Origin of the sequence: Cytobacillus sp. SAFR-174 (assembly GCF_051964675.1) — a bacterium.
Lineage (GTDB): Bacteria > Bacillota > Bacilli > Bacillales > Cytobacillaceae > Cytobacillus.
This window is the reverse complement of sequence record NZ_JBQCMZ010000002.1, coordinates 288,586-311,932: the sequence shown is the minus strand read 5'-3', so window position 1 is coordinate 311,932 and position 23,347 is coordinate 288,586. Positions and strand designations below refer to the sequence as shown.

Here is a 23,347-nt window from a genome sequence, read left to right as displayed (position 1 = left end):
TTTCTTCTTATTTCCCAATAAACATTTGTGTCCAATAGTGTCCGTAAGTTCCGCCCTGTGCGTAGCCTACTCCGATTTCTGTGAAGTTCGCAGATAGGATATTTTTGCGGTGACCTTCACTGTTCATCCATGCAGTTACTACTTCCTGAGGCGTTTTTTGCCCGGCAGCAATGTTCTCCCCAGCAGTTCGGTAGGTGATTCCGAAGCTCTTCATCATATCAAACGGGCTTCCGTATGTAGGAGAGTTGTGATCGAAATACTTCTTATTGATCATATCCTGAGATTTGTACCTTGCTACTCTCGCAAGCTCCCAATTTGATTTCAGCGGCTTTAACCCGTACTTTGCTCTTTCCTGGTTAACAAGCTGGACTACCTGCTCTTCCACCCCTGTTGTGGCTTTTGAAAGAGTAGGGATATTCACCTTTTGTCCGGGATAAATGAAGTTCGGATTGGAGATTTGCTGATTGGAATTGATGATTTCAGGAACTCCCACCTGATACTTCATCGCGATCTTCCACATCGTATCCCCTGGCTGAACGGTATGTACTGTTGATGCTTTTGCATCAAAATTGAATCCAAAGACAAGTGCGACAGACAACATTAAAATGAATGAAAGTTTTGATAGTGTTTTCATATTTATATTTAATCAAAATCTTCTATTCTTATAAACAGGTAATTGTTGGCGCAGAATGTAAGAATTTCAAAGTGATTGCTATCTGTTTTTTTATGCAGTGTTCCATCTGTATATAACAGTTCTAAAAATCCGGGTGGTTTTGTACTACACGTTTTGCTTGAAGATACTTAACTTATTACATTTCACAATACGTTCAAAATCTTTGTGATTTATTTCACATAAAATCTGTTATATTGAGTGTATAGTAAATTTGTAATAACTGTTATATAAATAATCTCTTTGAGGTGAACTGGCATGGAAAGATGGAACGGCTTTAGTGAAGGCATTTGGACACGTGAAATTGATGTTAGAGATTTTATATTAAAGAACTTTACACCTTTTTCAGGAGATGAATCTTTTTTGGAAGGCCCGACACAAGCTACATCGGTATTATGGGAAAAAGTAATGGCTCTCACCAAACAAGAGCGGGAACAAGGCGGCGTGCTCGATATGGACACAGAAATCGTCTCCACTATTACCTCACATGGACCTGGTTATCTGTATCAGGATAAAGAAAAAATTGTAGGTGTCCAGACTGACCAGCCATTTAAGCGCTCTCTTCAGCCATTTGGCGGAATCCGCATGGCTGTGGCTGCCTGTGAAGCATATGGCTATGAAGCCAGCAAAGATATGGAAAAGATATTTACGGATTACCGCAAAACACATAACCAGGGTGTGTTTGATGCCTATACCGATGAAATGAAACTCGCCCGTAAGGCCGGCATTATAACCGGTCTGCCTGATGCATATGGCCGGGGCAGGATTATCGGTGATTACCGCAGGGTTGCCCTTTATGGGGCTGACCGCTTGATTGAAGCAAAAAAATCTGATTTGAAATCGACCTCAAATGTAATGACGGAAGAAAATATCCGATTAAGGGAAGAGATTTCAGAACAGATCAGGGCTCTGAAGGAACTGAAGCAGCTGGCAAACAGCTATGGTTTTGATATATCAAAGCCTGCAGGAAATGCTCTTGAAGCTTTCCAGTGGCTGTACTTCGCCTATCTTGCTGCCATCAAGGAACAAAATGGTGCAGCAATGAGTCTTGGCCGTGTTTCCACTTTTCTTGATATTTTCATAGAAAGAGACATAAAGAACGGGATACTTACCGAGACAGAAGCGCAGGAGCTGGTTGATCACTTTGTCATGAAGCTGCGTCTAGTTAAATTCGCCAGAACGCCTGATTATAATGAATTATTCAGCGGTGACCCTACATGGGTGACAGAGTCCATTGGCGGGATGGCGCTTGATGGCCGCCCGCTTGTCACAAAGAATTCTTTCCGCTTCCTTCATACCCTTAGAAATCTCGGTCCGGCTCCTGAACCGAACTTAACGGTATTATGGTCTGCCAAGCTACCTGAGAACTTCAAAAAATATTGTGCCAGGATGTCAATCGAAACAAGTTCAATTCAATACGAAAACGACGATATCATGCTTCCTGAGTTTGGCGATGATTATGGAATTGCCTGCTGTGTTTCTGCAATGGAAATCGGAAAACAAATGCAGTTTTTCGGAGCAAGAGCCAACCTGGCAAAGGCACTCTTATATAGCATTAACGGCGGCAAAGATGAAAAACTGGGCGTTCAGGTCGGCCCTGCTTATGCCCCAATAACATCAGACATCCTTCAATATGAGGAAGTGATGGAGAAGTTTGATTTTATGATGGAATGGCTGGCAGGCCTCTATATTAATACGCTGAATATCATTCATTACATGCATGATAAATATAGCTACGAACGAATTGAAATGGCTCTGCATGACTCCGAAATTCTCAGAACTATGGCCACTGGCATTGCGGGTCTGAGTGTTGCGGCCGATTCGCTAAGTGCCATCAAATATGCAACCGTTAAGGCAATCCGTGATGAGAACGGGATAGTGGTTGATTTTATAACAGAAGGAGATTTTCCGAAATACGGCAATAATGATGATCGAGTCGACAGCATCGCTATAGACCTGGTGGAACGGTTTATGAAGAAGCTCCGAAAGCATCAGACGTACAGAAACTCTATGCATACGATGTCGATATTAACCATTACTTCAAATGTGGTATATGGCAAGAAAACGGGCAATACACCTGATGGAAGGCGTGCCGGAGAGCCATTTGCCCCAGGTGCAAATCCCATGCACGGAAGAGATACGAAAGGAACGCTTGCTTCCCTGTCCTCTGTTGCAAAATTGCCATACAAACAGGCGCTCGATGGCATCAGCAACACCTTCTCCATCGTCCCTAAAGCACTTGGTAAGGATGATGAAAGCCGTGTTCGCAATCTGGTATCCATACTCGATGGATATGCCATAAAATCCGGGCATCACTTAAATGTCAATGTATTTAATAAAGAAACACTTCTGGATGCCATGGAACATCCGGAGGAATATCCGCAGCTGACCATCAGGGTTTCAGGCTATGCAGTAAACTTCATTAAGCTGACTAAAGAGCAGCAGCTTGATGTAATCAATCGAACATTCCATGAATCCATGTAACCAATCGGATGGCGGGCCATTTTATTCGGCCCCCTTCTTCAAAAAGCTTTAGCAAGGTGCAGCTGCGGCTGCCCCGGGGCTTATAGAAAGGAAGATGATCATGCACGGCAACATTCATTCAATAGAGACATTCGGTACAGTAGACGGACCTGGCATCCGGTATGTTATTTTTACACAGGGGTGCCTCCTGCGCTGTCAATTTTGCCATAATGCAGATACTTGGGAAATTGGAACAGGGAAGCAAATGTCCGTTTCAGAAATCATGAATGACCTGCAATCCTATCTCCCTTTCTTCGAGGCTTCCGGAGGCGGCATCACAGTCAGCGGCGGTGAACCTTTACTGCAGATTCCATTTCTTATAGAGCTTTTTAAAGAATGCAAGAAACTTGGCATTCACACTGCCGTTGATTCATCAGGAGGCTGCTATTCCAGCTCCCCGCTTTTCCAGGCACAGCTGAAAGAGCTCATGAACTATACGGACCTGGTGCTCTTGGATTTGAAGCACATTGATAGGGAAAAACATAAAAAACTGACAGGACTTACAAATGGACACATCCTTCAATTTGCCCGGTATCTGTCTGATCATCAGGTGCCTGTCTGGATCCGCCACGTGCTGGTGCCAACAAGGTCGGATGATGAACGGGATCTCGAACGATTGGGCTGTTTTATAAAAGAATTGAATAATGTGGAAAAAATTGAGGTCCTCCCCTATCACAAGCTTGGTGTATATAAATGGGAAGCGCTTGGATTGGAATATCCGCTGAAGGATATTGAGCCGCCGAGTGAGGAGAAAGCGGAATGGGCTTATCGGATTTTGACTGGGTTATAGATAGTTTGGTTTGATTTAGGATCTTAGATGAAACGTTTTACGTGGTATGCCCCAATTTTGTGATTGGGGCTTTGTTTTTAGCTTGTATTTGTTATGGGTGTTGGGTTCGGACTCAAAACGGTGAACTGGGTGCTTGCTGACTCAGAAGATGGCTGGGGTTCTGACACAAAAAGGAGAACCTGTGCTCGCTGAGTCCGAAGATGGCTGGGGTTCTGACACAAAAGTGAGAACTGGTGCTCGCTGAGTCCGAAGATGGCCTGGGTTCGGACACAAACCCGTGAACTGGTGCTCGCTGAGTCAGAAGATAGCTAAGGTTCTGACACAAACCCATGAACAGATGCTCGCTGAGTCAGAAGATAGCTAGGGTTCTGACACAAACTCGCAAACTGGTGCTCGCTGAGTCTGAATTCACCAAAATTCCAATATGATTTCCCCCTCAAATAAGCTATAATTAAACCGAGGTGGATAATTATGACAATTTCATTGAAAAGGCCTAAGTGGCTGGTGTTTGGTGTACTTTTATCTATGATTCTGTTTTCCAACTACATCCTATACAGAACCCCATTCTTTGGTCCGGTTCCGGACGGTGCGGCGGTTGGCTCCCTGTTTGATTTGCTGGTTGTTGTACCGCTGTTGGCGTATTTCCTTATCCTGCGCAAAAGGTATTCGCTGAAGTATTTAGGGGCAGTTATTTTAGCAGGGTACGCAGCTGCTTATTTTATTATCCCTGCCAGCCAATTTTCGCAGTTTGCCTTTTTGCCGTATGTAATTGTTTTTTCCGAAGCGCTGTTTATTGGGCTGGAGCTGTTTATTGCCTATAAGATTCTTACTAAACTGCCTGTACTTTTAAAAGAATACCGCAGGCTGGACGGTGTTAATTCGCTTTTTCTTTTTAATGTAAAGAGTGCGGCTGAAACCCATTTACCGAATAATAGATTGGGTACTATATTCGCGACTGAATTCGCTATGTTTAATTACGCCCTGTTCTCATGGAAAAAGAAGCTTTCCATAAAGCATGGAGATTCATTCACCTACCATCAAAAAACAAGTGTAAATGCTGTTTATATTATGCTGATCCATGCGATAGCCATTGAATCGATCGGACTTCATTATTGGCTTCATTCATGGAATGCAATTGTGGCATATATCATCCTAATAGCCAATATTTATGGCATTATGTACTTCCTGGCCGAGATAAACGCCACCCGCTTAACCCCTTTCGTCCTTACTGATTCTCATTTGCTGCTGCAAACCGGATTCTCCAAAAGCATGTACCTCAAATTGGAGAAAGTTAAGGAGATCAACTATTATGATGGTCCCGAAAAGTTCAGCAGACAAGAAATGAATGATGTATTTGATGCCAGAGTGCCTGATCTTATCCAGGAAAAGCCGATGTTCGAAATTATACTGAAGGAGCCGGCAGTTTATGAGCTGATGTACGGCATAAAAAGAAAAGCAAGCCGCATCGTTCTGAATGTGGATGAACCGGAGAGATTTTACAATGATGTTTCAAACAAATTAGCTCAAAAGTAAAAGGAAAATCCACAGGGATTTTCCTTTTTGAGTGGCTTTATTTCCACCAGTTATCGTGCATGGATGCCGGCATCTGGCGCTTATGTTCGGTAACGAAGTAACGTTTTTCAATCTTTTCTGCCGCTTCCGGACTTACTGATTTTCCTTCGAGGTAATCATCCAATTCATCATATGAAATACCTAATTCGGTTTCATCAGCCTGTCCGGGCTTCTGGTCCAGAAGATCCGCAGTCGGCACTTTTAAGTAAAGTCTTTCTTCTGCCCCAAGCTCTTTAAGAAGTGCCTTTCCCTGTCTTTTAGTCAGTCCGGATAGTGGCAGGACGTCTGCTCCGCCATCGCCATATTTTGTATAGAATCCTGTGACTGCTTCTGCTGCATGATCTGTTCCAATAACCAGCAGGCCGTATTGGCCGCCAATTGCATATTGGGCGATCATTCTCATGCGTGCTTTCACATTGCCTTTATGATAATCCTTTAACGGTTCCTCAGGCAATATGCGATCATATTCGGTTTTTACTTCATCAACTGCATTTTTAATATTAAATACAACTTCACGGTCAGCCTGGATGAAAGAAAGCGCCAGCTGTGCATCCTCTTCATCCTGCTGTACACCATATGGCAGACGGACTGCCATGAATGTTGCCTCCTTGCCTTCTTTTCGCAATTCTTCAACGGCGAGCTGTGCAAGTCTTCCGGCGAGAGTGGAATCCTGGCCGCCGCTTATGCCAAGTACATACCCTTTAGCATTCGTTTTAACAAGGTAATCCTTTAAAAACTGGATTCTGTTTTTTAACTCTTCTTTTGGATCGATTGCTGGATTCACGTTTAAATTTTCCATAATTTCTTTTTGCTTATTCATTGCAGGTTCCTCCCTCTTCATAAAGCTTCAGCTCTTTATATTTTGTTTTACCTGGCTGATCATGTTCATTTTATTATCCCAGCACTCCTGACTCAGGTCGACCGGGTATTCCTCCGGATTTAGAGAACGGCGGTATTCATCCCATAATACGTTGAGATTTTCCTTTGCAAAGCTCTGCATCTCTTTTAAGGATGGAACTTTATAGGTGAGCTTCCCTTCCTGAAAAATCACTTTATGCAATTCTCTCGCTTCAAAATTGGTAACGAATTTGCTTACGAACGTGTGAACTGGATGGAACATCTTAAGCTTGGATTCTGCTTGAGGATTCTCATGATCCAGTGCAATATAGTCTCCCTCTGATTTATGGTTGTCTTTGTTAATAATCCGATATACTCTCTTTAGACCGGGAGTGGTCACTTTTTCAGGATTGCCGCTGATTTTTATTGTGTCAGTCATCTTACCATCTTCATTCTCTATTGAAACGAGTTTATAAACAGCTCCTAATGCCGGCTGCTCATAAGCCGTGATCAATTTTGTGCCTATGCCCCAAATATCGATTTTCGCTCCTTGAGCTTTGAGGTTAATGATGGTGTATTCATCCAGATCATTTGATGCAATAATCTTAGTATCATGAAAACCGGCATCATCCAGCATTTTTCTCGCTTCTTTGGACAGATACGCCAAGTCCCCGCTATCCAGTCTAATTCCTTTAAAGTTGATTTGACCTTCCAATTCCCGAGCTACTTTAATGGCGTTCGGGACTCCGGATTTCAGCGTGTCATACGTATCTACGAGAAAAACACAGTCCTTATGGGTCTGGGCATATTTCTTAAAAGCGGTATACTCATCCTGATATGCCTGTACAAAAGAATGGGCATGGGTTCCTGCAGCTGGAATGCCGAATTTCTTTCCGGCTCTTACGTTTGATGTGGCATCAAACCCTCCTATATACGCTGCTCTCGTTCCCCAGATGGCAGCGTCCATTTCCTGTGCCCTTCTGGAACCAAATTCCATAGCTGTCCCATCGCCAATGACTTCTTTGATTCGTGTAGCTTTTGTAGCAATCAAAGTTTGGTAATTTATAATATTTAATAGTGCTGTTTCCACGATCTGGGCTTCTGCCAGCGGAGCTTCTACACGCATAATCGGCTCATTGCCAAACACAAGCTCGCCTTCTTCCATTGATTTAATGGTTCCTGAAAAAGTCATGTTTTTCAGATAATCGAGGAAATCGTCAGCATAATTCAATTCGTTTTTTAAGTACTGCAGGTCGCTCTCGGTGAATCTGAAATTCTCAATATACTCGATGACCCTTTCGAGCCCGGCAAAAACACCATATCCATTCCCAAAAGGGAGTTTCCTAAAATATACTTCAAAGACCGCTTTTCGATTATGTATTTTGTCTTCCCAATAAGTCTGCGCCATATTGATCTGATACAAATCAGTATGCAAAGCTATACTGTCATCCGCAAATTCCCTGTGCATAATCTCAAACCTCCTGTGACAAATCTTACTTATGTATTTCTTTTATTGGCTAGTATCCCCCATTCACATCTTTCTCAACTTAAATGGATGAAAAATTTGCCTATTAATTTAATAGTAGTGAAGTTCAAAGCCTTAAGCAAATTTTTCAGCCTGAATATATACGGATATTTACCCATTTAAGACTTTTTTACACATTCTCAAGCATGTGTTCATTATTAAGAACAAATGATATTATCCCGTTATAACACTTCGAAAATATTTCCCGAGCGTCGGCTACTGTAATATTATTTTAAGATAAGAAACTATTCTTCACTCCCCTTTTGATGCAATCACCAACCTTCCGCCCTCCGCATAAGATGTCATGAACTGACAAGGAGGGCTGTGAGATATGGATAGACGAGGCCTTTTGCCTTTCGTTGTGACCGCATTTTTTGCCGTAATGATTTCGCTCTTTACTTTTTCGCTTATGGATACAAAGGATGCCGAGCCGCCAAAAACAGTGACCGTTCCAGATGGCCAAAGCAAGAGCCATGATAGTGATATCTCAAATGAGGTAAAAAATAATATCAAAGGCAATAAAGCCAATGTGAATAACTCAATCGACAACGATTTAAATAATAGTGAAGACAGCCAAATCGATAATAATGTTACGAACGATGTAGAAGTAAATGTGGATGTAAATGTAACAAATACGATAAAAAATAAGGCTGATAAAAATCAGGACTCCGGTCAAAAAGATAATGAAAACAGCAGCGGCAATAAGGGTAAGGAAAATGACCAGGACGGCCAGTCTGGGGATGATGAAGTCGTTTGGGGTGTAGACTCGGCAAGTCTCACTACAAGCGACTTGCTTTCTTGTGTTCGTGAAAACTTTGGATCTCCTAAAGTATGGGGACGGTATTTAGGTGAAAAAGAAGGTGTATCAGCAGGCATTACACCCGAAGAGGCTCAACTGCTGCAAGGCAATGATATTAAATTACTCGTGATATGGAATCGATTTAATGATGCAACAGGCCTTGAAAATGGACAGAGTGAAGCAAGAGCAGCTGTTCAATTGGCAAAAGAGCTGGGAATACCCGAGGGTGTCGCGGTTTTTGCGGATATCGAGCCTAGTTATCCTGTCGACTCTTCTTTTATAGAAGGCTGGTATCAGGCCATGTCTGAATCACCTTATGAATCTGGCATTTATGGAATTTTTGATGAGGATAAGGCCCTGAGGAAAGCTTTTGAACAGGCTGCAGCCGAAAACTCTCCCCTTCTTGAAAACACGTTTATATGGACTGCCGCGCCGAATATAGGGATCACTGCCAAGAAACAGGCACCTGAATATAAACCTGAAGCTCCGGAAAACTCACTGATTGCGGGCTGGCAGTATGGAATTGATGCTGAGGCATGCAATATTGATACAAACTTATTTAACAAAGACATTTTGGATGTTCTTTGGTGAATAAAAATATAGAATTGTATTGGCGAGGTTTACTTTTAATATATTATTTACAGAGTTGATTGGAGCGGAAGGTGCGAGATCCTCAAAAATGCATTCGCATTTTCTTCGTGCGGTGTTTACTCAAGGAAGCATATTCAAAGTCCTGCCCCGCTGTTCGCTGAGCAGCCTGGAGCGGAATTCAACGGACAACATTGTTGGCTAAAACAACATTTTATACGAAAAGAGCCAAAAATAAAGAGCCCCTAAAAGCTCTTTTACATTTTAAAGCTGTTTTTTGGCAATCCGTTATTCCAAAACTGATTCATGATAAACGGAGTGCCGATAAACACAGGAACAATATAATAGCTGAGACGGTAGAACATGAGAATCAATAGCCCCAGTTCTGATGGGACTCCCTGTGATTCCAGTCCAATTAAAAATACAAAGTCAAAGGATCCTATTCCGCCTGGTATCATACTCGCAATACCGGCACAAGCAGAGATAATGACAATCGGAAACAAAACAAAAAATGGAATCGAAACTTCCAGTGCCCTGGCAATTCCCCAGATACATATGATAATAAACAGCCACTCCAGTAATGAAACCGTCAGCAGTTCCCCTGCAAACCCCTTCTTGATGTGCTTTGTATTCCAAAATGACGACTTAAAAAAGTAAACGCCCAGCAGCAGCGGTGTGTAGGCAGCGACAGCCCAGACTGCGAGCTTTATAAGCTTTACATCATCATACAAATGTAAATCGGTAAATAGGACAACCCATGATAATATAGACAAGCCTGTAAGGTAAAAAAGTGACAGCTTAGCAATTATTTTGATATACGGTGTACTGCCAGTCAGGTAATCTTTATAAAAATAGGACCTGAGTGTAGCTCCTGCCACACCTCCCAGTCCGATAAAGTTAGAGAAAGCGTTAGCAGATAAAGAATAAAATAAAAGCTTTTTTTTAGGAACCCTAATTCTGAAAAGCCTTTGCAAAATTTCATCATAAAAGTACATTGGAAAAAGGGCAGCCAGTCCCAATAAAAGGATAAAAAATATTCGGCGGACGGTTAGCCGGTCAACATAAAGCTCAAGGAGAGCCCAATTAAAATCAGTGAATATCCCTTTTGCTTCAAGCATGACAAACAGCAAAATGAATAAGGGTACAAGGAGTTTGGCAAGCGTGATAATTGTTTTTTGTTTGAACAAGGACAAAATACCCCACCATTCATTTAGAGAACTAGAGATAATTTAATCTCCCTGATAGAGTGTATCATACAAAAGCTTAATATATATATACTTTTTCCTATTATATTCCTATTTAGTGACAATAGAATGGACAAGAAATAAGTTTTTGCAAATGGTTCAATATCTGCAATTGTTATCAATACTGCATTCAATTATACTTAAATATGTGAATAGAGGTGAACTGACATCTTTGAACTAATAATTGAATCGTCTTTTATTTCATCAGAATATACTCTTTATTTAACATATATCATTGGTTTAGCTGCTAAGCTGTTAATCATTTGGAAATTCAAGCCTGCTTTTTATAGTCCCGGAAATCTCGGGAATGAACAAAAGGAATATGAAAACCTTCCAGAATTTTGCATGGATCGGACCTTTATTTGCGATTCGATTCAGTCGTGGATGGCAAAACTGATCCTGAAAAAAGGCGACCAAAGCGATGAGCCGGAAGGCCTCTCCCCTATTTTATAAAAAAATATAGCGGGAGGTTTGACCTGAATGAGAAAAATAAAACGGTTGCTGGCCATTACAATGATCATCATATTGCCAATATTCTTATCTGCCTGTCAGGCACAAGGAGGACAAGAAACAAGCTTTTTCCATCATTATTTTGTCAATCCGTTTGCATTGGCCATACATGGAACGGCTGTTTTCTTTCATGGGAATTTCGGACTGGCCATAATCTTCATTACGATCGTGATTAGACTGATATTAATGCCTTTAATGCTTAAACAATATAAAAATCAAAGCTTAATGAAAGAAAAAATGGATAAGTTAAAACCTGAACTTGATAAAATCCAGCAAAAGCTGAAAACAGCGAAAAAACCGGAGGAGCAGCAAAAGCTGCAGCAGGAAATGTTCGGTTTGTATCAATCACATGGAGTGAATCCTTTGAATGCGGCGGGATGCCTTCCAATCTTAATTCAAATGCCCATTTTAATGGGGTTCTATTATGCCATTAGAGGAAATCAGGAAATTGCGGCACATTCATTTCTCTGGTTTAATCTGGGTCATTCTGACATTTGGATCACGATCATTGCAGGAATAGTGTACTATCTTCAGTACCGGTTCACACTTAGCAATATGACTGCGCAAACGCCAAAGCAAATGAAATTCATGGGTTTAATGTCTCCTGTAATGATTATGCTGGTTTCTTTAAATGCTCCTGCAGCTTTGCCGCTATACTGGACTGCGGGCGGATTGTTTTTAGTTTTTCAATCATGGCTTGGAAGAAGATTATATACAAAAGATAAAACTGATCATGTGCAGTTTATGTCAGAATCGTAATGTAACAGGGAGCAGGCTTAATGCCATGCTCCTTTTTTGTTTAAAGAAATTTGAATAACAGTGTCTATTCTTGGAAAGATAAGGGGGAAATTCAAAAGGAGGAAAGTGTATGATGAAGCGTAAATTAATGATGACAGGAGCACTGTCAGCTGCATTGCTTGCAGGCTGTGCCATGAATGATACTGATATGAATGAAACAGCTCAGAGAAACAGAGACCTGACAGAGCCGACTAAAGTGAACGACAGCAACTATGGCGAAAATGGACGCACTACTGAGCCGGGGATTGATCTTACCCGCACGGGAACGGACAATGACAATCAAAATGATTCTCCGAGAATGAAGGTTGCTGATAAAGCTGCCGATAAAATTACCTCTATACCAGAGGTTGAATCTGCGAATGTCATCGTAACAGACAATAATGCCTATGTGGCCGCACGCTTAAATGATGGAAATGGAGAATTGACTAAGGATGTTGAGGGTAAGATTTCAGATCAGGTGAAAGCTGTCGATCAAGACATCGATAATGTGTATGTTTCTGTTAACCCCGACTTTTATGACCGAATGACAGGATATTCAGAGGACATTCGGGCCGGTCATCCAGTAGAAGGATTTTTTGATGAATTTACACAAACTGTGCGCAGAATTTTCCCGACACAAAGATAAAAAGAAAACGGCCCATAACAGGCCGTTTTCTTTTTGGGGTTAAGCATCCTGGAAGTAGTCTTTATAAAATCCGCTTACTTTTCCGGAATTGTCTACAATGAAATAAAACTCTTCCGTTTCATTTTTCACATCATAGATATTCCCTGCTGTTAAAGCCCGGTCTACAATGTATTTTGCTGCGTCTGTGTGCACACATTTTACTTTTTTCAATGTTTCGCGTTCATGCCAGTTTAAATGAATCACTATTGCCACTCCTTCAAAGTCTGCATTACTTATATGTTTAGTTGTTTAGTTTATATTATAATGAAAAGGAACGGTTGTCTGCAACCAGATTCTCTTTAACGGCTGGCATTAGCTTCATTATTTTTCGAAGTCGCTTGATTTTATCTGCCTCAAATGTAAAAACTTCTCCAGTTAACGAGTTTTTCATTGTTACATAGTTAATTTCACAGATCTGGTCTATTCGTACAAATTCTAAATGATCATAATGTTCATTCTCATATTCCACTTCATAAAAGCCATTATCTGCTAAAATTTTCATTTTGATGACCCTCTTTCTAAGATGATGGCAAAGGTTATATACCACCCGCTTAGCCTGTTTCAAACCACCAAATGAAATTTTGCAGGATTTAGCTTAGTTTTTCCCAGTCACTTAGGTGCATTGGATTTAGGTGAGGTTTTGCCTGCCCCTCTAAGACAGCGATATATTCTAATGAGTGGCCGTCCGGATCAAAAAAATAGACTGAAGCAGCCGGCATCCATGTATGGACAATCGGTTCTGCCGGTGATAGGCCAAAGCTTTCCCTCACCTCGATCTCTTTTTCGGTTAAAAATGGAATAATCCCCCTCAGCTTCTCAGGTGAAACAGAAAAGGCTATATGATTTCTCTTAATTGGGGTGTCTTTTGTTTCCCAGATGCCCAGCATGTTCTCTTTATTTTCACCGAGAAAGAAAAATGCTGCTTTTCTGTCTTCTGTTGTGTAAGCTGCTTTAAAGCCGAGGTTTTCATAAAATTTGATGCTTCTTTCCAAATTGCTTGAGTTTAGATGTGCTTCATATAATTTTGCTCCCTGCATGGTAAGTCCTCCAATTCATTTTTTTCTGTTTTTATCGCAGTCTAACGGGCAGTAAGACCCCCACTTCAAGACTCAGAGGGATCAAAGGAGGATTAGCGGGGGTCACACTGCCCGTAAAGGCCCGATTGGTGAGATACAGTGAAACTTGCCGACGCGCAGGCAGAGGCTTAGTTGAACCAATCGGGTTCGTAGTGTCGATTGATCGAAGCGCTAGCGGAGATCTTAGCGACACTAGAACGCGACTAACAATCAGTGGGGGATAAGGAACACCCCCACTGATTGAAGTTTCACTTTATTCTATAAAAAGCGACAACCCTACCATACAGGAAAAAGGATGAACTTGTGTTCATCCTTTAGTCGTATGCTATCATGCATCCAGTCGAATTTTTACTCCCAGTTTTTCCAGCTGCTGCTCAAGCTTTTTGTAATAATCATCACTTACTCTTCCTCTTGCGCCGCGGAGAATTTCAAGAGCGTAATGGTCAGGCGGGGGCAGCTCCCCTTTTTTATTATAGACATGAAAAGTCAGGACATTTGTGTACAATTTATCCCCTGCCTGAACTTTTACAAAGGCAGGACGGTACCATTGCCCGTAAAAGCCTTCCCTTTTGAAGAGATATTCAACAGCTTCATAGGGAAGTTCATATAGAACCCCTTCAGTAACACCGCCATTTTCTATAATATCTGCCCTTCCTCCATCATCTCTGGAAAACAGGTATTGCATTGAATAACCGGCCAGTTTTCCGCCTCCTACTATTGTTTTAAAATGGTGATCTACCTTGGCCACGCAAAATCGTTCATCATCCATGCAGGACCCGTAAGCAAAATAATAGGTCTTCTCCGGCTTATCCTTCATAAGCTGGTAAAGCTTCCAATCTCCGTGAAGGATTGGTTCTGCCAGCAGGTCATCCCTTGAGGATACATATACAAGTGCATTTACTTCTCCATTATCCGTATGGACAGTCTGTTCTACCCTGTCGTATAAATTGTCTTTTCTGCCCGGGATATAATCCTCCAGTTCATCCAGATCGGAAAAATGATCCAAATGCACTTCATAAAGCTCGCCATACACTTTTTGGTCTAGTGATGGTTTCATAGAGGGATAGCCTAGTCCAGTATCAAATAATTCTCCGTATACCCATGCCTGCTCGGCAATGCAGGGACTTCCTTTAAGAACAAAGTGATTTGTTTCATGCATTCTTAAGGTTCCATATACAAACAATTTCTGTGTAGTCATCAGCAAAACGTTCCCCCTTGGTTCTCTCTTTTGTTTATTATAGTATCATTTTCGGAAGATTCTTTTCAAAAAAAGAAGACGGAGGAACATCTCCGTCACAGACTGTAGACAAACTCGATAAAAAACGAGCTTGTCTGCAGTTTTTTTATTTAGCGTGTAATCGAGGCTGTTGATTTCCGTTCCAGGCGCTTCGCTTTCCTGCGGGCCGGCGCTGAGCCTCCTCGGCGCGTTCGCGCCTGCGGGGTCTCACCTGTCCAGCACTCCCGCGGGAGTCTTCGCGCCTTCCACTCCAATCAACAGGCTTTCTGAATTTTGTATCGCATGTTCTCCAAGTCTTGATTCAATAGGAATATCAATTGCTTGAGGTGAAGAAGAAGCTTTCAAAAAACAGTTCCATTCAACGTCATCAGCTGTAAATGGTACTCTGGACGAGCTTGTGCCAAAAGATCATTTAGTGAAACCATTGAACGTGTTTTCGCAGATGCAAAAGAAAAGCATGGCATGCGCTGGACATGGCCGGAGCCTAAAATGGTCTAGAAGGAGGCCAGAGGAAGATCTGTATATAGAGGAAAATGAGTAAAAATTACAAAAGGGCTTCGGAATGAGACCATTCCGAAGCCCTTTTGTCGACAAACTGAGACGGAGAAACATCTCCGTCATTCCTGGCATTGGCAGGCATCCAAATTTTTAATTACCGGAAGCCTGCAAATTAATTTGTTATTTGAGCTTTTCAAGTGTGGTGTAATTAAATCCATTTCTTTTTGTTTAGCCTTCATTAAAGCTTCCATTACATACATTTCATCATACATCTGCTCTCGCTCCTTTTCTCATATCTTTAATACCATTTTAATTTCTCATAAGCTTTATAACATTGGTTCTGAGGAGGAGTTATTTTAAGCCTTTTGAATGAACGAAGATGGAAAATGAAAAAACCTGCGGGTAGTTCCCCGCAGGTTTCTTATGCTTATTATTTTAATGTAGTTGCATTTTCAATGACTTCTTTAGCTTGTTCACGCAATCTGAACTTCTGAATTTTGCCTGAAGCTGTCATTGGATATTCTTTAATAAATTCTATATACCGAGGGATTTTATGGCGTGAGATTTTCCCTTTGCAGTAATCGCGAAGTTCTTCTGCGGTTAAGTCAGAGCCTTCCTTTGCTATTACCCATGCGACCACTTCTTCACCATACACAGCATCAGGAACCCCAACCACCTGAACGTCAAGAATCTGCGGATGAGTATAAAGGAATTCTTCTATTTCGCGCGGATAAATATTTTCTCCGCCCCTGATGATCATATCCTTTAATCTTCCCGTGATTTTACAGTACCCGTTCTCATCCATTACAGCGAGATCCCCGGTATGGAGCCAGCCATCCTCATCAATGGCTTCTTTTGTAGCATCCGGATTTTTATAATATCCCTTCATGACATGGTAGCCTCTGGTACATAATTCCCCCTGAACACCGGCAGGGACTTCGTTGTTTGTGCCCGGCTCTACAATTTTCACTTCTACATTCGGCAATGCCCTTCCGACAGACTCCACTCTAAGTTCAATTGGATCATCTGTCCGTGTCTGGGTTATGACAGGCGATGACTCTGTTTGTCCATAGGCAATGGTTATTTCGCTAGCGCCCATTTTTTCGATAACGCCTTTCATGACCTCAATTGGACAATTGGAGCCAGCCATTATGCCTGTACGAAGGGTCGATAGATCATATTTGCTGAAATCAGGATCATTCAGCTCTGCGATAAACATTGTCGGCACCCCATGAAGGCCTGTACATTTCTCATCCTGGACAGTCTGCAGAACAGCTTTAGGGCTGAATTCCTGCACCGGTACAATTGTGGCGCCAACGGAGATACATGCCATCGTTCCAAGCACACAGCCGAAACAATGGAAAAATGGAACAGGAATGCATAAGCGGTCATCTTTTGTTAATTGCATACAATTTGCGATATTGTATCCATTGTTAACGATGTTATTGTGGGTTAGCATGACCCCTTTTGGAAAGCCTGTCGTTCCTGATGTATATTGCATATTTATGGCATCGTCAGGGTCAAGGCTTTCCATCCTCTCATCGAGGTCTCTGTCTGTGACTGATTCACCCATCCGGATAATATCTTCCCAGCTGTATGTACCTGGGAAGCGTTTTTCTCCCATGACAATAACGTTTTTTAAGAAAGGAAGTCTTTTGCTTTTCAGCTGCCCCGGCTCGGAATCCTTCAATTCAGGGACAATGCTGTACAGCATTTCTATGTAAGAAGTTTCTCTGAACTTTTCCATCAGAACAATCGTTGTACTGTCAGATTGCTTTAAAAGATATTCGAGTTCAGCAGCTTGATAGTTTGTATTAACGGTTACAAGGACAGCCCCCATCTTGCCTGTTGAAAACTGGCACGTAAGCCACTCCGGCGTGTTTGTTGACCATGCTGCAATATGCTCTCCTTTTTCAAGGCCCAGCTTCATAAACCCTTTGGCAGCAAGCCTGCAATAATCATTAAACTCCTTATAACTCATTCGGAGCCCGCGATCGGCATATACTACAGCTTCATGATCAGGGTGAAGGCCGGCTTTCTCCTCCAGGAGCTTCCCTACTGTAAGATTCAATAATTCTGTCATCCAGAAATCCTCCTTGGTATATGATCTAATCATTATGCAAAAGATTCCTCTAAGATGAGTGATATAAAACGCTTACATTTTATGTTAACACATATTGCTGAATATTCAATATTTTCATATAGTAATAGTTTATTAATTTTTATAAGATGAAAAAAAACTGCCCTTTAAAAGGAGCAGCAGGTTAAAGTTGAAACTTCTCTCTCGTTAAAAATAAAGACCTTCATATAGCGATATTTCTTTTTCAAGGCTTGGCGCTAATTGAACAGCAAAGGGCTTTTCACCTTTTTTTCGAAGGACCTCCATTGCCATTCCATTCTCGTTTAATGGCTGGCAAAAGACGATATTTACTGAACCAATCAGAATGGATGCTCTTTTTTCTTTTCCATCATGGCTTATGTAAATATCAGCACCGGAAGCTGGCATGATCTCCTGCCATGCTGCCGCAGATTTTTCACAGTCTTTTGAAGCTATATAGACTGCTTCAATCTTTTTAGCAGCAAGCTTCTCATCAATTAAGCCCTGTTGTTTCAATCCTTCTAAGCTCTTATCGTCTTCCATGCCCCAGTCAATAAAGAATGGGTATTTATAACCTGGGTTTTCCTTTATAAAGAGCATTTTCCATGAAAGGATGCTTCCATCTTCCCTCTTTCTGCTTCCATTAAAGATTGGAAAGGTCTCAAAGCCGTTTTCCGTTAATTCATTCTGCAAATCCTCAATATTATTGGTTCGGAAACAAATTTGGCCTATCCCTTCTCCATGTCTGATTTCTTCTGTCAGCTGTTTAATAAGAGGATTATCTGTACTTAAGGCAATATGATCCTTTTCAATCGATAAAAATTCGAGGTAGGAATGCCCAATGTACAAAAGACTGTTATATGTTCCCCATTTTTCATGGCTGCCCCCAGCGATTGCCTTATATCCATGATCCCTCCATTTTGCAGCAGCAGCAGCCGGCTCAGCCTTAATAAAGTGGACAATATGATCAAGCGTTACATTCATATGCAGATTCTCCCTTTATTCAGTAGTTATATAAATTTTACCTTTCCTGTAAAACACCGTCTACCTTCTGCTCCTGTGAAAAGAGTTTGCAGAAAAATGTCACCATAATGTAATAAATCTTTTTTTAATAAAGGGTTCACAAAATCTTAAATAACCTTTACAATAATAAAAAATAGAATATTCAATCCATTTAACCAGGAGGTATGCATAATGAAAATTATGAGTAATGAACAGCTGGTCGTCTCGTATCGTGATGCATTAAAGTCAGGGTCTGAAAAGGAATGGATTAGGATATTAAAAACGGAGATTCAAAAACGCGGCTTAAGACCGTTTAAAGAGTAAGTTTCAAATACCATATTAGTTTGCAAATACTTATTGAATATGTAGAGCGGGAGCTATTCCCGCTTTTTTTATTATCTTCGGACGTATGCTGTAAGTTTGTTTGCTTTTTTTATATTTTCATATTCCTCTTCACTTATAACCCCTAATTTCTTTAACACCGCACTATACTGCAGAATTTTCATTTGCCGTCTTTTCAAGATTATCACCTGCTTTTTAATATACTATTCATAACCTGTACATTGTTTCCTTAATGCAAATAATTTTCCATAACGAAAGCGGAAGCGCCTTGCTCACCCCCTACACCTCGAGGGGGTAGGCGCTGGAGCTGGATGCAGACACTCTTCCACAGAGCTATTAATATCGTTCATTTTTATAGTTTCCTATGCTATTAAAAAAACCAGAGCGGAACTCCACTCTGGTTTCATTATTTATTAGGCTTCAAAAAGAAGGCTTTCCGGATCTTCAATCAGTTCTTTGACGCGTTTCAGGAAGGTTACAGCTTCTTTTCCGTCAACAATGCGGTGGTCATACGATAGTGCAATGTACATCATTGGACGGTTTTCCATTCTTTCAGCATCTATCGCAACCGGGCGCAGCTGGATGGAGTGCATTCCAAGGATACCAACCTGAGGTCCGTTCAGAATTGGCGTAGACATCATGCTGCCAAATACACCGCCATTTGTGATGGTAAAGCTTCCTCCCTGCAGGTCTGAAAGAGCAAGCTTATTGTCTCTTGCCTTCACTGCAAGGTCCATGATATCCTTTTCGATCTCAGCAAAGTTTTTGCGGTCTGCATCACGGACAACCGGAACGACAAGACCTTCAGGAGCTGAAACAGCGATACCAATATCATAGAATTTTTTTAGAACGATTTCATTGCCTTGAATTTCAGCATTTAAGTAAGGATTCTTCTTAAGTGCTGCAACGACCGCTTTTGTGAAAAATGACATGAAGCCAAGCTTAACATCGTTTTCTTCAAAGAATTTATCTTTCCGCTTCTTGCGAAGGTTCATTACATTGGTCATGTCCACTTCATTGAACGTTGTCAGCATGGCTGCTGTTTGCTGTACTTCTACAAGGCGATTTGCAATTGTCTGGCGGCGGCGGGACATTTTAATCCGTTCCACTTCTTTTCCGCCTGATGCCTGTTCAGCCGGTTTGGAAGCTGCTGCCGGTTTTGGCGTTTGAGCCTGCTGTTTTGCCTGGTTGGGATTAAAGGATTCAACATCCTGTGTTCTGATTCGGCCCAGTGGATCCCCTGTCGGCACCTGGCTCAGGTCAATGCCTTTTTCTCTTGCCAGTTTACGTGCTGCCGGTGAAGCGATTGGACGCTGTCCGCCTGTTTTTTCTTCAGCAGCAGGCTGTGCTGGCGTCTCCTCTGCTTTAGGTTCTTCAGCTTTAGCTGCTTCAGGCTTTTCTTCGGCTTTTTCCGGTGCAAGTGCAGCTTGTCCGCTTTCATTAACGATAGCAATGGTTTCACCTACATTAACCGTGTCGCCTTCCTGTGCTTTGATTTCCTGTAAAACTCCGCTATGTTCAGAAATAATTTCAACATTTACTTTGTCTGTTTCAAGTTCGACAACATAGTCACCTTTATTGACAGTGTCACCAGGCTGTTTCAGCCACTGTGCCACCGTACCTTCTGTAATGGATTCCGCCAATTCTGGAACTTTGATTTCTGCCACCTTAATTTCCTCCTTCTTGCTTGCGTGATAGGGTTTCATCTATTATGCGTGCTTGTTCTTTCTTATGAACAGTCGGGTCACCTTCTGCCGGGCTTGATCGGCGTCTTCTTCCGATGTAGGTGACATCGATATCGCTGCCTGCGATTTCTTTCAGTCTAGGTTCAACGAAATTCCATGCACCCATATTCTTAGGTTCTTCCTGAATCCAGACAATTTCATCCACATTTGGATAACGGGTTAAAATGTCTTTTATCTGATTCATTGGGAACGGATAGATTTCTTCCACACGTAAGATATGGAACCAATCCTGATCCGGATAATTTTTCAGGTTTTCGGCTAAATCAATTGTGATCTTTCCTGATCCAAGAATGATGCGTTTCACTTTTTCATGATTTTCACCTAAACCAGGCTGTTCGATTACAGATCGGAACTCTCCTTCGCTCAATTCAATTCCATTTGATGCGACAGTCGGATTGCGCAGCAGACTTTTCGGAGACATGATCACTAACGGGCGAACTTCCTCTTTTCCAAGTATGGCAGCCTGTCTTCTTAAAATATGGAAATACTGTGCTGATGAAGAAAGATTGGCAACTGTCCAGTTATTTTCAGCTGCAAGAGTCAGGAATCTTTCCAGGCGCGCACTTGAATGTTCAGGCCCCTGTCCTTCATAACCATGCGGAAGGAGCATGACAAGACCTGATTTTTGCCCCCATTTTGCTCGGCCGGCAGCAATAAACTGGTCAAACATTACTTGTGCTGCATTGGCAAAATCACCATATTGAGCTTCCCATAAAACAAGCGTTTCCGGAGCAAATACATTATATCCATATTCAAAGCCTACAACAGCGGCTTCAGATAATGGACTATTATGGACTGCGAATGAAGCCTTGGCAGTTGAGAGTTTATGCAAAGGTGAATACGCTTTTCCAGTTGTATGATCATGCAGAACAACGTTTCTTTGAGCAAATGTTCCTCTCTCTGAATCCTGGCCAGTCAGTCTGACAGGTGTACCATCAGATAGGATGGTTGCAAATGCCAGTGTTTCTGCGAGACCCCAATCAATCTTGCCGTCCCCTTCAAGCGCTTCCAATCTGCGCTGCAGAATTTTGCCGAGTTTATCAAATACCTTGAAATCCTCCGGCCATTTTAATAGTTCTTCATTGATTTGCTTGAGTTTATCAATTGAAACGGCTGTATTAATTTTTGGCAGACCCTTTTCGACAGTTTCAGGAGGATCGGTTAACTCAGCTGCCTTCTTTTCTTTTGGCACTTTTTCATAGGCAGCCTTCATTTTTTCCAGTACTTCATTATGGACGCCTTCAGCTTCCTCTTTGCTGATGATCTTTTCATTTAAAAGCTTTTCAGCATACAGCGCTTTCACGGTTGGCCGATTGCGTACAATATTATACATAAGAGGATTCGTCGTCATAGGCTCGTCCATCTCGTTATGTCCAAAACGGCGGTATCCGATTAAGTCGATGAGGATATCCTTCTGGAATTTAGCACGATATTCGCAGGCAATTCTTGCCGCTGCCACTACTGCTTCAGGTTCGTCTGCATTAACATGCATAATTGGCATTTCATACCCTTTGGCCAGATCACTTGCATATCTGGTAGAGCGGGAATCATGTGATTCTGTTGTGAAACCAATTGTATTATTGGCAATGATATGGATCGAACCGCCAGTGTTATAGCCTGTCAGCTGTCCAAGATTTAGTGTTTCTGCTACAATGCCCTGACCAGGGAATGCAGCGTCTCCATGAATGATAATGGCTAAAGCAGCTTTTGGATCTACTTCAGGATAACCGGCCTTTGTTCTGTTGTCCTGTGAAGCTCGCGTGTAGCCCTCAACCAGTGAACCTACAAATTCAAGATGGCTCGGATTGTTAGCTAATGTCAGTCTGGCAATGGTCGTATTCTCATCTTTGATCTGTTTATCCAGACCAAGGTGATACTTCACGTCGCCTGTCCAGCCGTAATTGATTCCGATGGATCCTTCAGAAGGAACCAGTTCTTTATTCGGCGCATGCTGGAATTCCGCGAAAATCATTTCATATGGCTTGCCAAGAACATGGGCAAGAACGTTTAACCTTCCGCGGTGGGCCATGCCGATGTTAATTGTTTTTGCTCCATCCGAAACAGATTCAGAAACAATTTCATCCAATAAAGGAACCATTGTATCAAGACCCTCAATGGAGAATCTTTTTTGTCCGACGAAGGTTTTATGAAGGAACTTTTCAAATTCCTCAACTTCAGTCAGTCTTCTTAAAACTTTCAGTTTTTCCGCCTTTTGCATTGACAGCTTATGGCTGTTGGCTCCTATTTTACGGCGAAGCCAGTCTTTTTCGTTTTCATCAAATATATGCTGGAATTCAAAAGCAATGGGTCCCATATAAGCGCTCTTCAGGAATTCAATTGCTTCAAGTCCGTTGCGTAAAGGGTATGTGGCATCTTTGGTAATGACACCAGCAGGGATCTCTTTTAAGTCATTTTCAGTTAAGCCATATTTGCTCAGTTCAAATAAAGCAGTTTCCGATTTATTGTTACCCAGCGGATAGATATCGGCAGCCAAGTGGCCATATGTGCGGATATTATCAGCCAGGCGAATAGCAGCAAGTGTTTTCTCAAGCTGTCCGGCATTCATTGGCTGATTTGCTGATGAAGCCATTTGTCCCGTCCCTTCACTTGTTAAAGGGGAACCATTTTTTTCAAAGTACTCTTTCATTTCAGGATCAATCGAGGATGGATCCTCTAAATATCTTTCATAAAGTTCAATAACGTAGCCAAGGTTTGGGCCATGAAATCCCTGTTCAAAAGGTCCCTCACCATTCGATGGCTTTTTCATGGAAAATTACCTCCATAACTGTTTTGTAAGTGAATAATTCAATACGTTTTTTCTCTCTAAAA

General features: G+C 41.8%; 21 protein-coding genes. 7 read left to right on the top strand and 14 right to left on the bottom strand.

Going from position 1 to position 23,347, the window contains the following annotated elements; translation table 11 throughout:
• Positions 1–7 precede the first annotated feature (7 nt).
• Positions 8–634 (bottom strand): SafA/ExsA family spore coat assembly protein, encoded by a 627-nt coding sequence (gene safA, locus ACTHRG_RS03840; protein WP_076256586.1) that lies wholly within the window; start codon positions 632–634, stop codon positions 8–10.
• Between the two features lie 294 nt (positions 635–928).
• Here safA and pflB point away from each other — a divergent pair, with 294 nt between their 5' ends.
• The 3 genes from pflB to ACTHRG_RS03825 all read left to right on the top strand — a co-directional run bounded on the left by pflB (position 929) and on the right by ACTHRG_RS03825 (position 5,516).
• Positions 929–3,154, top strand: coding sequence for a formate C-acetyltransferase (pflB, locus tag ACTHRG_RS03835; protein ID WP_076256588.1), 2,226 nt, complete (start codon positions 929–931; stop codon positions 3,152–3,154).
• 100 nt (positions 3,155–3,254) lie between these two features.
• A complete protein-coding gene (gene pflA, locus ACTHRG_RS03830) occupies positions 3,255–3,983 on the top strand; it encodes a pyruvate formate-lyase-activating protein (protein ID WP_076256590.1) in 729 nt (242 codons plus the stop codon).
• Positions 3,984–4,454: 471 nt separating this feature from the next.
• Positions 4,455–5,516 (top strand): hypothetical protein, encoded by a 1,062-nt coding sequence (locus ACTHRG_RS03825; protein WP_440230597.1) that lies wholly within the window; start codon positions 4,455–4,457, stop codon positions 5,514–5,516.
• Between the two features lie 37 nt (positions 5,517–5,553).
• On the opposite strand, the gene nadE is transcribed toward ACTHRG_RS03825, so the two are convergent.
• Positions 5,554–6,375, bottom strand: coding sequence for an ammonia-dependent NAD(+) synthetase (nadE, locus tag ACTHRG_RS03820; protein WP_440230596.1), 822 nt, complete (start codon positions 6,373–6,375; stop codon positions 5,554–5,556).
• 27 nt (positions 6,376–6,402) lie between these two features.
• Complete coding sequence (locus ACTHRG_RS03815) at positions 6,403–7,860, bottom strand: nicotinate phosphoribosyltransferase (RefSeq protein ID WP_440230595.1); 1,458 nt, start codon at positions 7,858–7,860, stop codon at positions 6,403–6,405.
• A 388-nt stretch (positions 7,861–8,248) separates the two neighbouring features.
• Here ACTHRG_RS03815 and ACTHRG_RS03810 point away from each other — a divergent pair, with 388 nt between their 5' ends.
• Complete coding sequence (locus ACTHRG_RS03810; protein WP_076256600.1) at positions 8,249–9,307, top strand: glycoside hydrolase domain-containing protein; 1,059 nt, start codon at positions 8,249–8,251, stop codon at positions 9,305–9,307.
• 254 nt (positions 9,308–9,561) lie between these two features.
• On the opposite strand, the gene ACTHRG_RS03805 is transcribed toward ACTHRG_RS03810, so the two are convergent.
• A complete protein-coding gene (locus ACTHRG_RS03805; RefSeq protein WP_286147786.1) occupies positions 9,562–10,491 on the bottom strand; it encodes a lysylphosphatidylglycerol synthase domain-containing protein in 930 nt (309 codons plus the stop codon).
• A gap of 537 nt (positions 10,492–11,028) precedes the next feature.
• On the opposite strand from ACTHRG_RS03805, the gene yidC reads away from it, so the two are divergent.
• Both yidC and ACTHRG_RS03795 read left to right on the top strand, forming a co-directional pair.
• Positions 11,029–11,817, top strand: a complete 789-nt coding sequence (yidC, locus tag ACTHRG_RS03800; RefSeq protein WP_076256605.1) for a membrane protein insertase YidC — start codon at positions 11,029–11,031, stop codon at positions 11,815–11,817.
• 109 nt (positions 11,818–11,926) lie between these two features.
• Positions 11,927–12,481, top strand: a complete 555-nt coding sequence (locus tag ACTHRG_RS03795; protein ID WP_440230594.1) for a YhcN/YlaJ family sporulation lipoprotein — start codon at positions 11,927–11,929, stop codon at positions 12,479–12,481.
• A gap of 39 nt (positions 12,482–12,520) precedes the next feature.
• Here the strand turns inward: ACTHRG_RS03795 and ACTHRG_RS03790 are convergent, their stop codons facing one another.
• The 7 genes from ACTHRG_RS03790 to ACTHRG_RS03760 form a co-directional block, all read right to left on the bottom strand.
• Positions 12,521–12,724 (bottom strand): DUF6501 family protein, encoded by a 204-nt coding sequence (locus tag ACTHRG_RS03790; protein ID WP_035330842.1) that lies wholly within the window; start codon positions 12,722–12,724, stop codon positions 12,521–12,523.
• Positions 12,725–12,779: 55 nt separating this feature from the next.
• Complete coding sequence (locus ACTHRG_RS03785) at positions 12,780–13,022, bottom strand: hypothetical protein (protein WP_076256610.1); 243 nt, start codon at positions 13,020–13,022, stop codon at positions 12,780–12,782.
• 88 nt (positions 13,023–13,110) lie between these two features.
• The gene (locus ACTHRG_RS03780; RefSeq protein ID WP_076256612.1) at positions 13,111–13,557 is read right to left on the bottom strand and encodes a VOC family protein; all 447 of its coding nucleotides are present in this window, start codon (positions 13,555–13,557) and stop codon (positions 13,111–13,113) included.
• Between the two features lie 367 nt (positions 13,558–13,924).
• Positions 13,925–14,794: a gamma-glutamylcyclotransferase gene (locus tag ACTHRG_RS03775; RefSeq protein WP_440230606.1), complete on the bottom strand. Its 870-nt coding sequence runs from the start codon at positions 14,792–14,794 to the stop codon at positions 13,925–13,927.
• Positions 14,795–15,450: 656 nt separating this feature from the next.
• Positions 15,451–15,603 (bottom strand): hypothetical protein, encoded by a 153-nt coding sequence (locus tag ACTHRG_RS03770; RefSeq protein WP_175609166.1) that lies wholly within the window; start codon positions 15,601–15,603, stop codon positions 15,451–15,453.
• 158 nt (positions 15,604–15,761) lie between these two features.
• Positions 15,762–17,414 carry an AMP-binding protein gene (locus ACTHRG_RS03765; protein ID WP_440230593.1) on the bottom strand — a complete coding sequence of 551 codons (1,653 nt, stop codon included), beginning with the start codon at positions 17,412–17,414 and terminating at the stop codon, positions 15,762–15,764.
• Positions 17,415–17,618: 204 nt separating this feature from the next.
• The gene (locus ACTHRG_RS03760) at positions 17,619–18,413 is read right to left on the bottom strand and encodes a VOC family protein (RefSeq protein ID WP_076262331.1); all 795 of its coding nucleotides are present in this window, start codon (positions 18,411–18,413) and stop codon (positions 17,619–17,621) included.
• Positions 18,414–18,623: 210 nt separating this feature from the next.
• On the opposite strand from ACTHRG_RS03760, the gene sda reads away from it, so the two are divergent.
• The gene (gene sda / locus ACTHRG_RS03755; RefSeq protein ID WP_035330849.1) at positions 18,624–18,755 is read left to right on the top strand and encodes a sporulation histidine kinase inhibitor Sda; all 132 of its coding nucleotides are present in this window, start codon (positions 18,624–18,626) and stop codon (positions 18,753–18,755) included.
• A gap of 71 nt (positions 18,756–18,826) precedes the next feature.
• Here sda and ACTHRG_RS03750 read toward each other — a convergent pair whose 3' ends face one another.
• From ACTHRG_RS03750 to sucA, 3 genes are all read right to left on the bottom strand, one after another.
• On the bottom strand, positions 18,827–18,952 hold the full coding sequence (locus tag ACTHRG_RS03750) for a hypothetical protein (RefSeq protein ID WP_286149067.1): 126 nt from the start codon (positions 18,950–18,952) through the stop codon (positions 18,827–18,829).
• A gap of 234 nt (positions 18,953–19,186) precedes the next feature.
• Positions 19,187–20,440 carry a 2-oxoglutarate dehydrogenase complex dihydrolipoyllysine-residue succinyltransferase gene (gene odhB, locus ACTHRG_RS03745; RefSeq protein WP_076262329.1) on the bottom strand — a complete coding sequence of 418 codons (1,254 nt, stop codon included), beginning with the start codon at positions 20,438–20,440 and terminating at the stop codon, positions 19,187–19,189.
• A gap of 1 nt (position 20,441) precedes the next feature.
• The gene (gene sucA, locus ACTHRG_RS03740) at positions 20,442–23,285 is read right to left on the bottom strand and encodes a 2-oxoglutarate dehydrogenase E1 component (protein ID WP_076262327.1); all 2,844 of its coding nucleotides are present in this window, start codon (positions 23,283–23,285) and stop codon (positions 20,442–20,444) included.
• Positions 23,286–23,347 lie beyond the last annotated feature (62 nt).

What these genes read in the sequence shown, in the direction of transcription:
- pflB (WP_076256588.1), top strand. Translation starts at nt 929, where the DNA reads ATGGAAAGATGGAACGGCTTTAGTGAAGGCATTTGGACACGTGAAATT.
- ACTHRG_RS03795 (WP_440230594.1), top strand. Translation starts at nt 11,927, where the DNA reads ATGATGAAGCGTAAATTAATGATGACAGGAGCACTGTCAGCTGCATTG.
- ACTHRG_RS03760 (WP_076262331.1), bottom strand. Translation starts at nt 18,413, where the DNA reads ATGAATGTAACGCTTGATCATATTGTCCACTTTATTAAGGCTGAGCCG.
- ACTHRG_RS03765 (WP_440230593.1), bottom strand. Translation starts at nt 17,414, where the DNA reads ATGACAGAATTATTGAATCTTACAGTAGGGAAGCTCCTGGAGGAGAAA.
- nadE (WP_440230596.1), bottom strand. Translation starts at nt 6,375, where the DNA reads ATGAATAAGCAAAAAGAAATTATGGAAAATTTAAACGTGAATCCAGCA.
- ACTHRG_RS03810 (WP_076256600.1), top strand. Translation starts at nt 8,249, where the DNA reads ATGGATAGACGAGGCCTTTTGCCTTTCGTTGTGACCGCATTTTTTGCC.
- yidC (WP_076256605.1), top strand. Translation starts at nt 11,029, where the DNA reads ATGAGAAAAATAAAACGGTTGCTGGCCATTACAATGATCATCATATTG.
- sucA (WP_076262327.1), bottom strand. Translation starts at nt 23,285, where the DNA reads ATGAAAAAGCCATCGAATGGTGAGGGACCTTTTGAACAGGGATTTCAT.
- ACTHRG_RS03825 (WP_440230597.1), top strand. Translation starts at nt 4,455, where the DNA reads ATGACAATTTCATTGAAAAGGCCTAAGTGGCTGGTGTTTGGTGTACTT.
- ACTHRG_RS03780 (WP_076256612.1), bottom strand. Translation starts at nt 13,557, where the DNA reads ATGCAGGGAGCAAAATTATATGAAGCACATCTAAACTCAAGCAATTTG.
- ACTHRG_RS03785 (WP_076256610.1), bottom strand. Translation starts at nt 13,022, where the DNA reads ATGAAAATTTTAGCAGATAATGGCTTTTATGAAGTGGAATATGAGAAT.
- ACTHRG_RS03815 (WP_440230595.1), bottom strand. Translation starts at nt 7,860, where the DNA reads ATGCACAGGGAATTTGCGGATGACAGTATAGCTTTGCATACTGATTTG.
- ACTHRG_RS03775 (WP_440230606.1), bottom strand. Translation starts at nt 14,794, where the DNA reads ATGACTACACAGAAATTGTTTGTATATGGAACCTTAAGAATGCATGAA.
- sda (WP_035330849.1), top strand. Translation starts at nt 18,624, where the DNA reads ATGAAAATTATGAGTAATGAACAGCTGGTCGTCTCGTATCGTGATGCA.
- pflA (WP_076256590.1), top strand. Translation starts at nt 3,255, where the DNA reads ATGCACGGCAACATTCATTCAATAGAGACATTCGGTACAGTAGACGGA.
- safA (WP_076256586.1), bottom strand. Translation starts at nt 634, where the DNA reads ATGAAAACACTATCAAAACTTTCATTCATTTTAATGTTGTCTGTCGCA.
- ACTHRG_RS03770 (WP_175609166.1), bottom strand. Translation starts at nt 15,603, where the DNA reads ATGTATGATGAAATGTATGTAATGGAAGCTTTAATGAAGGCTAAACAA.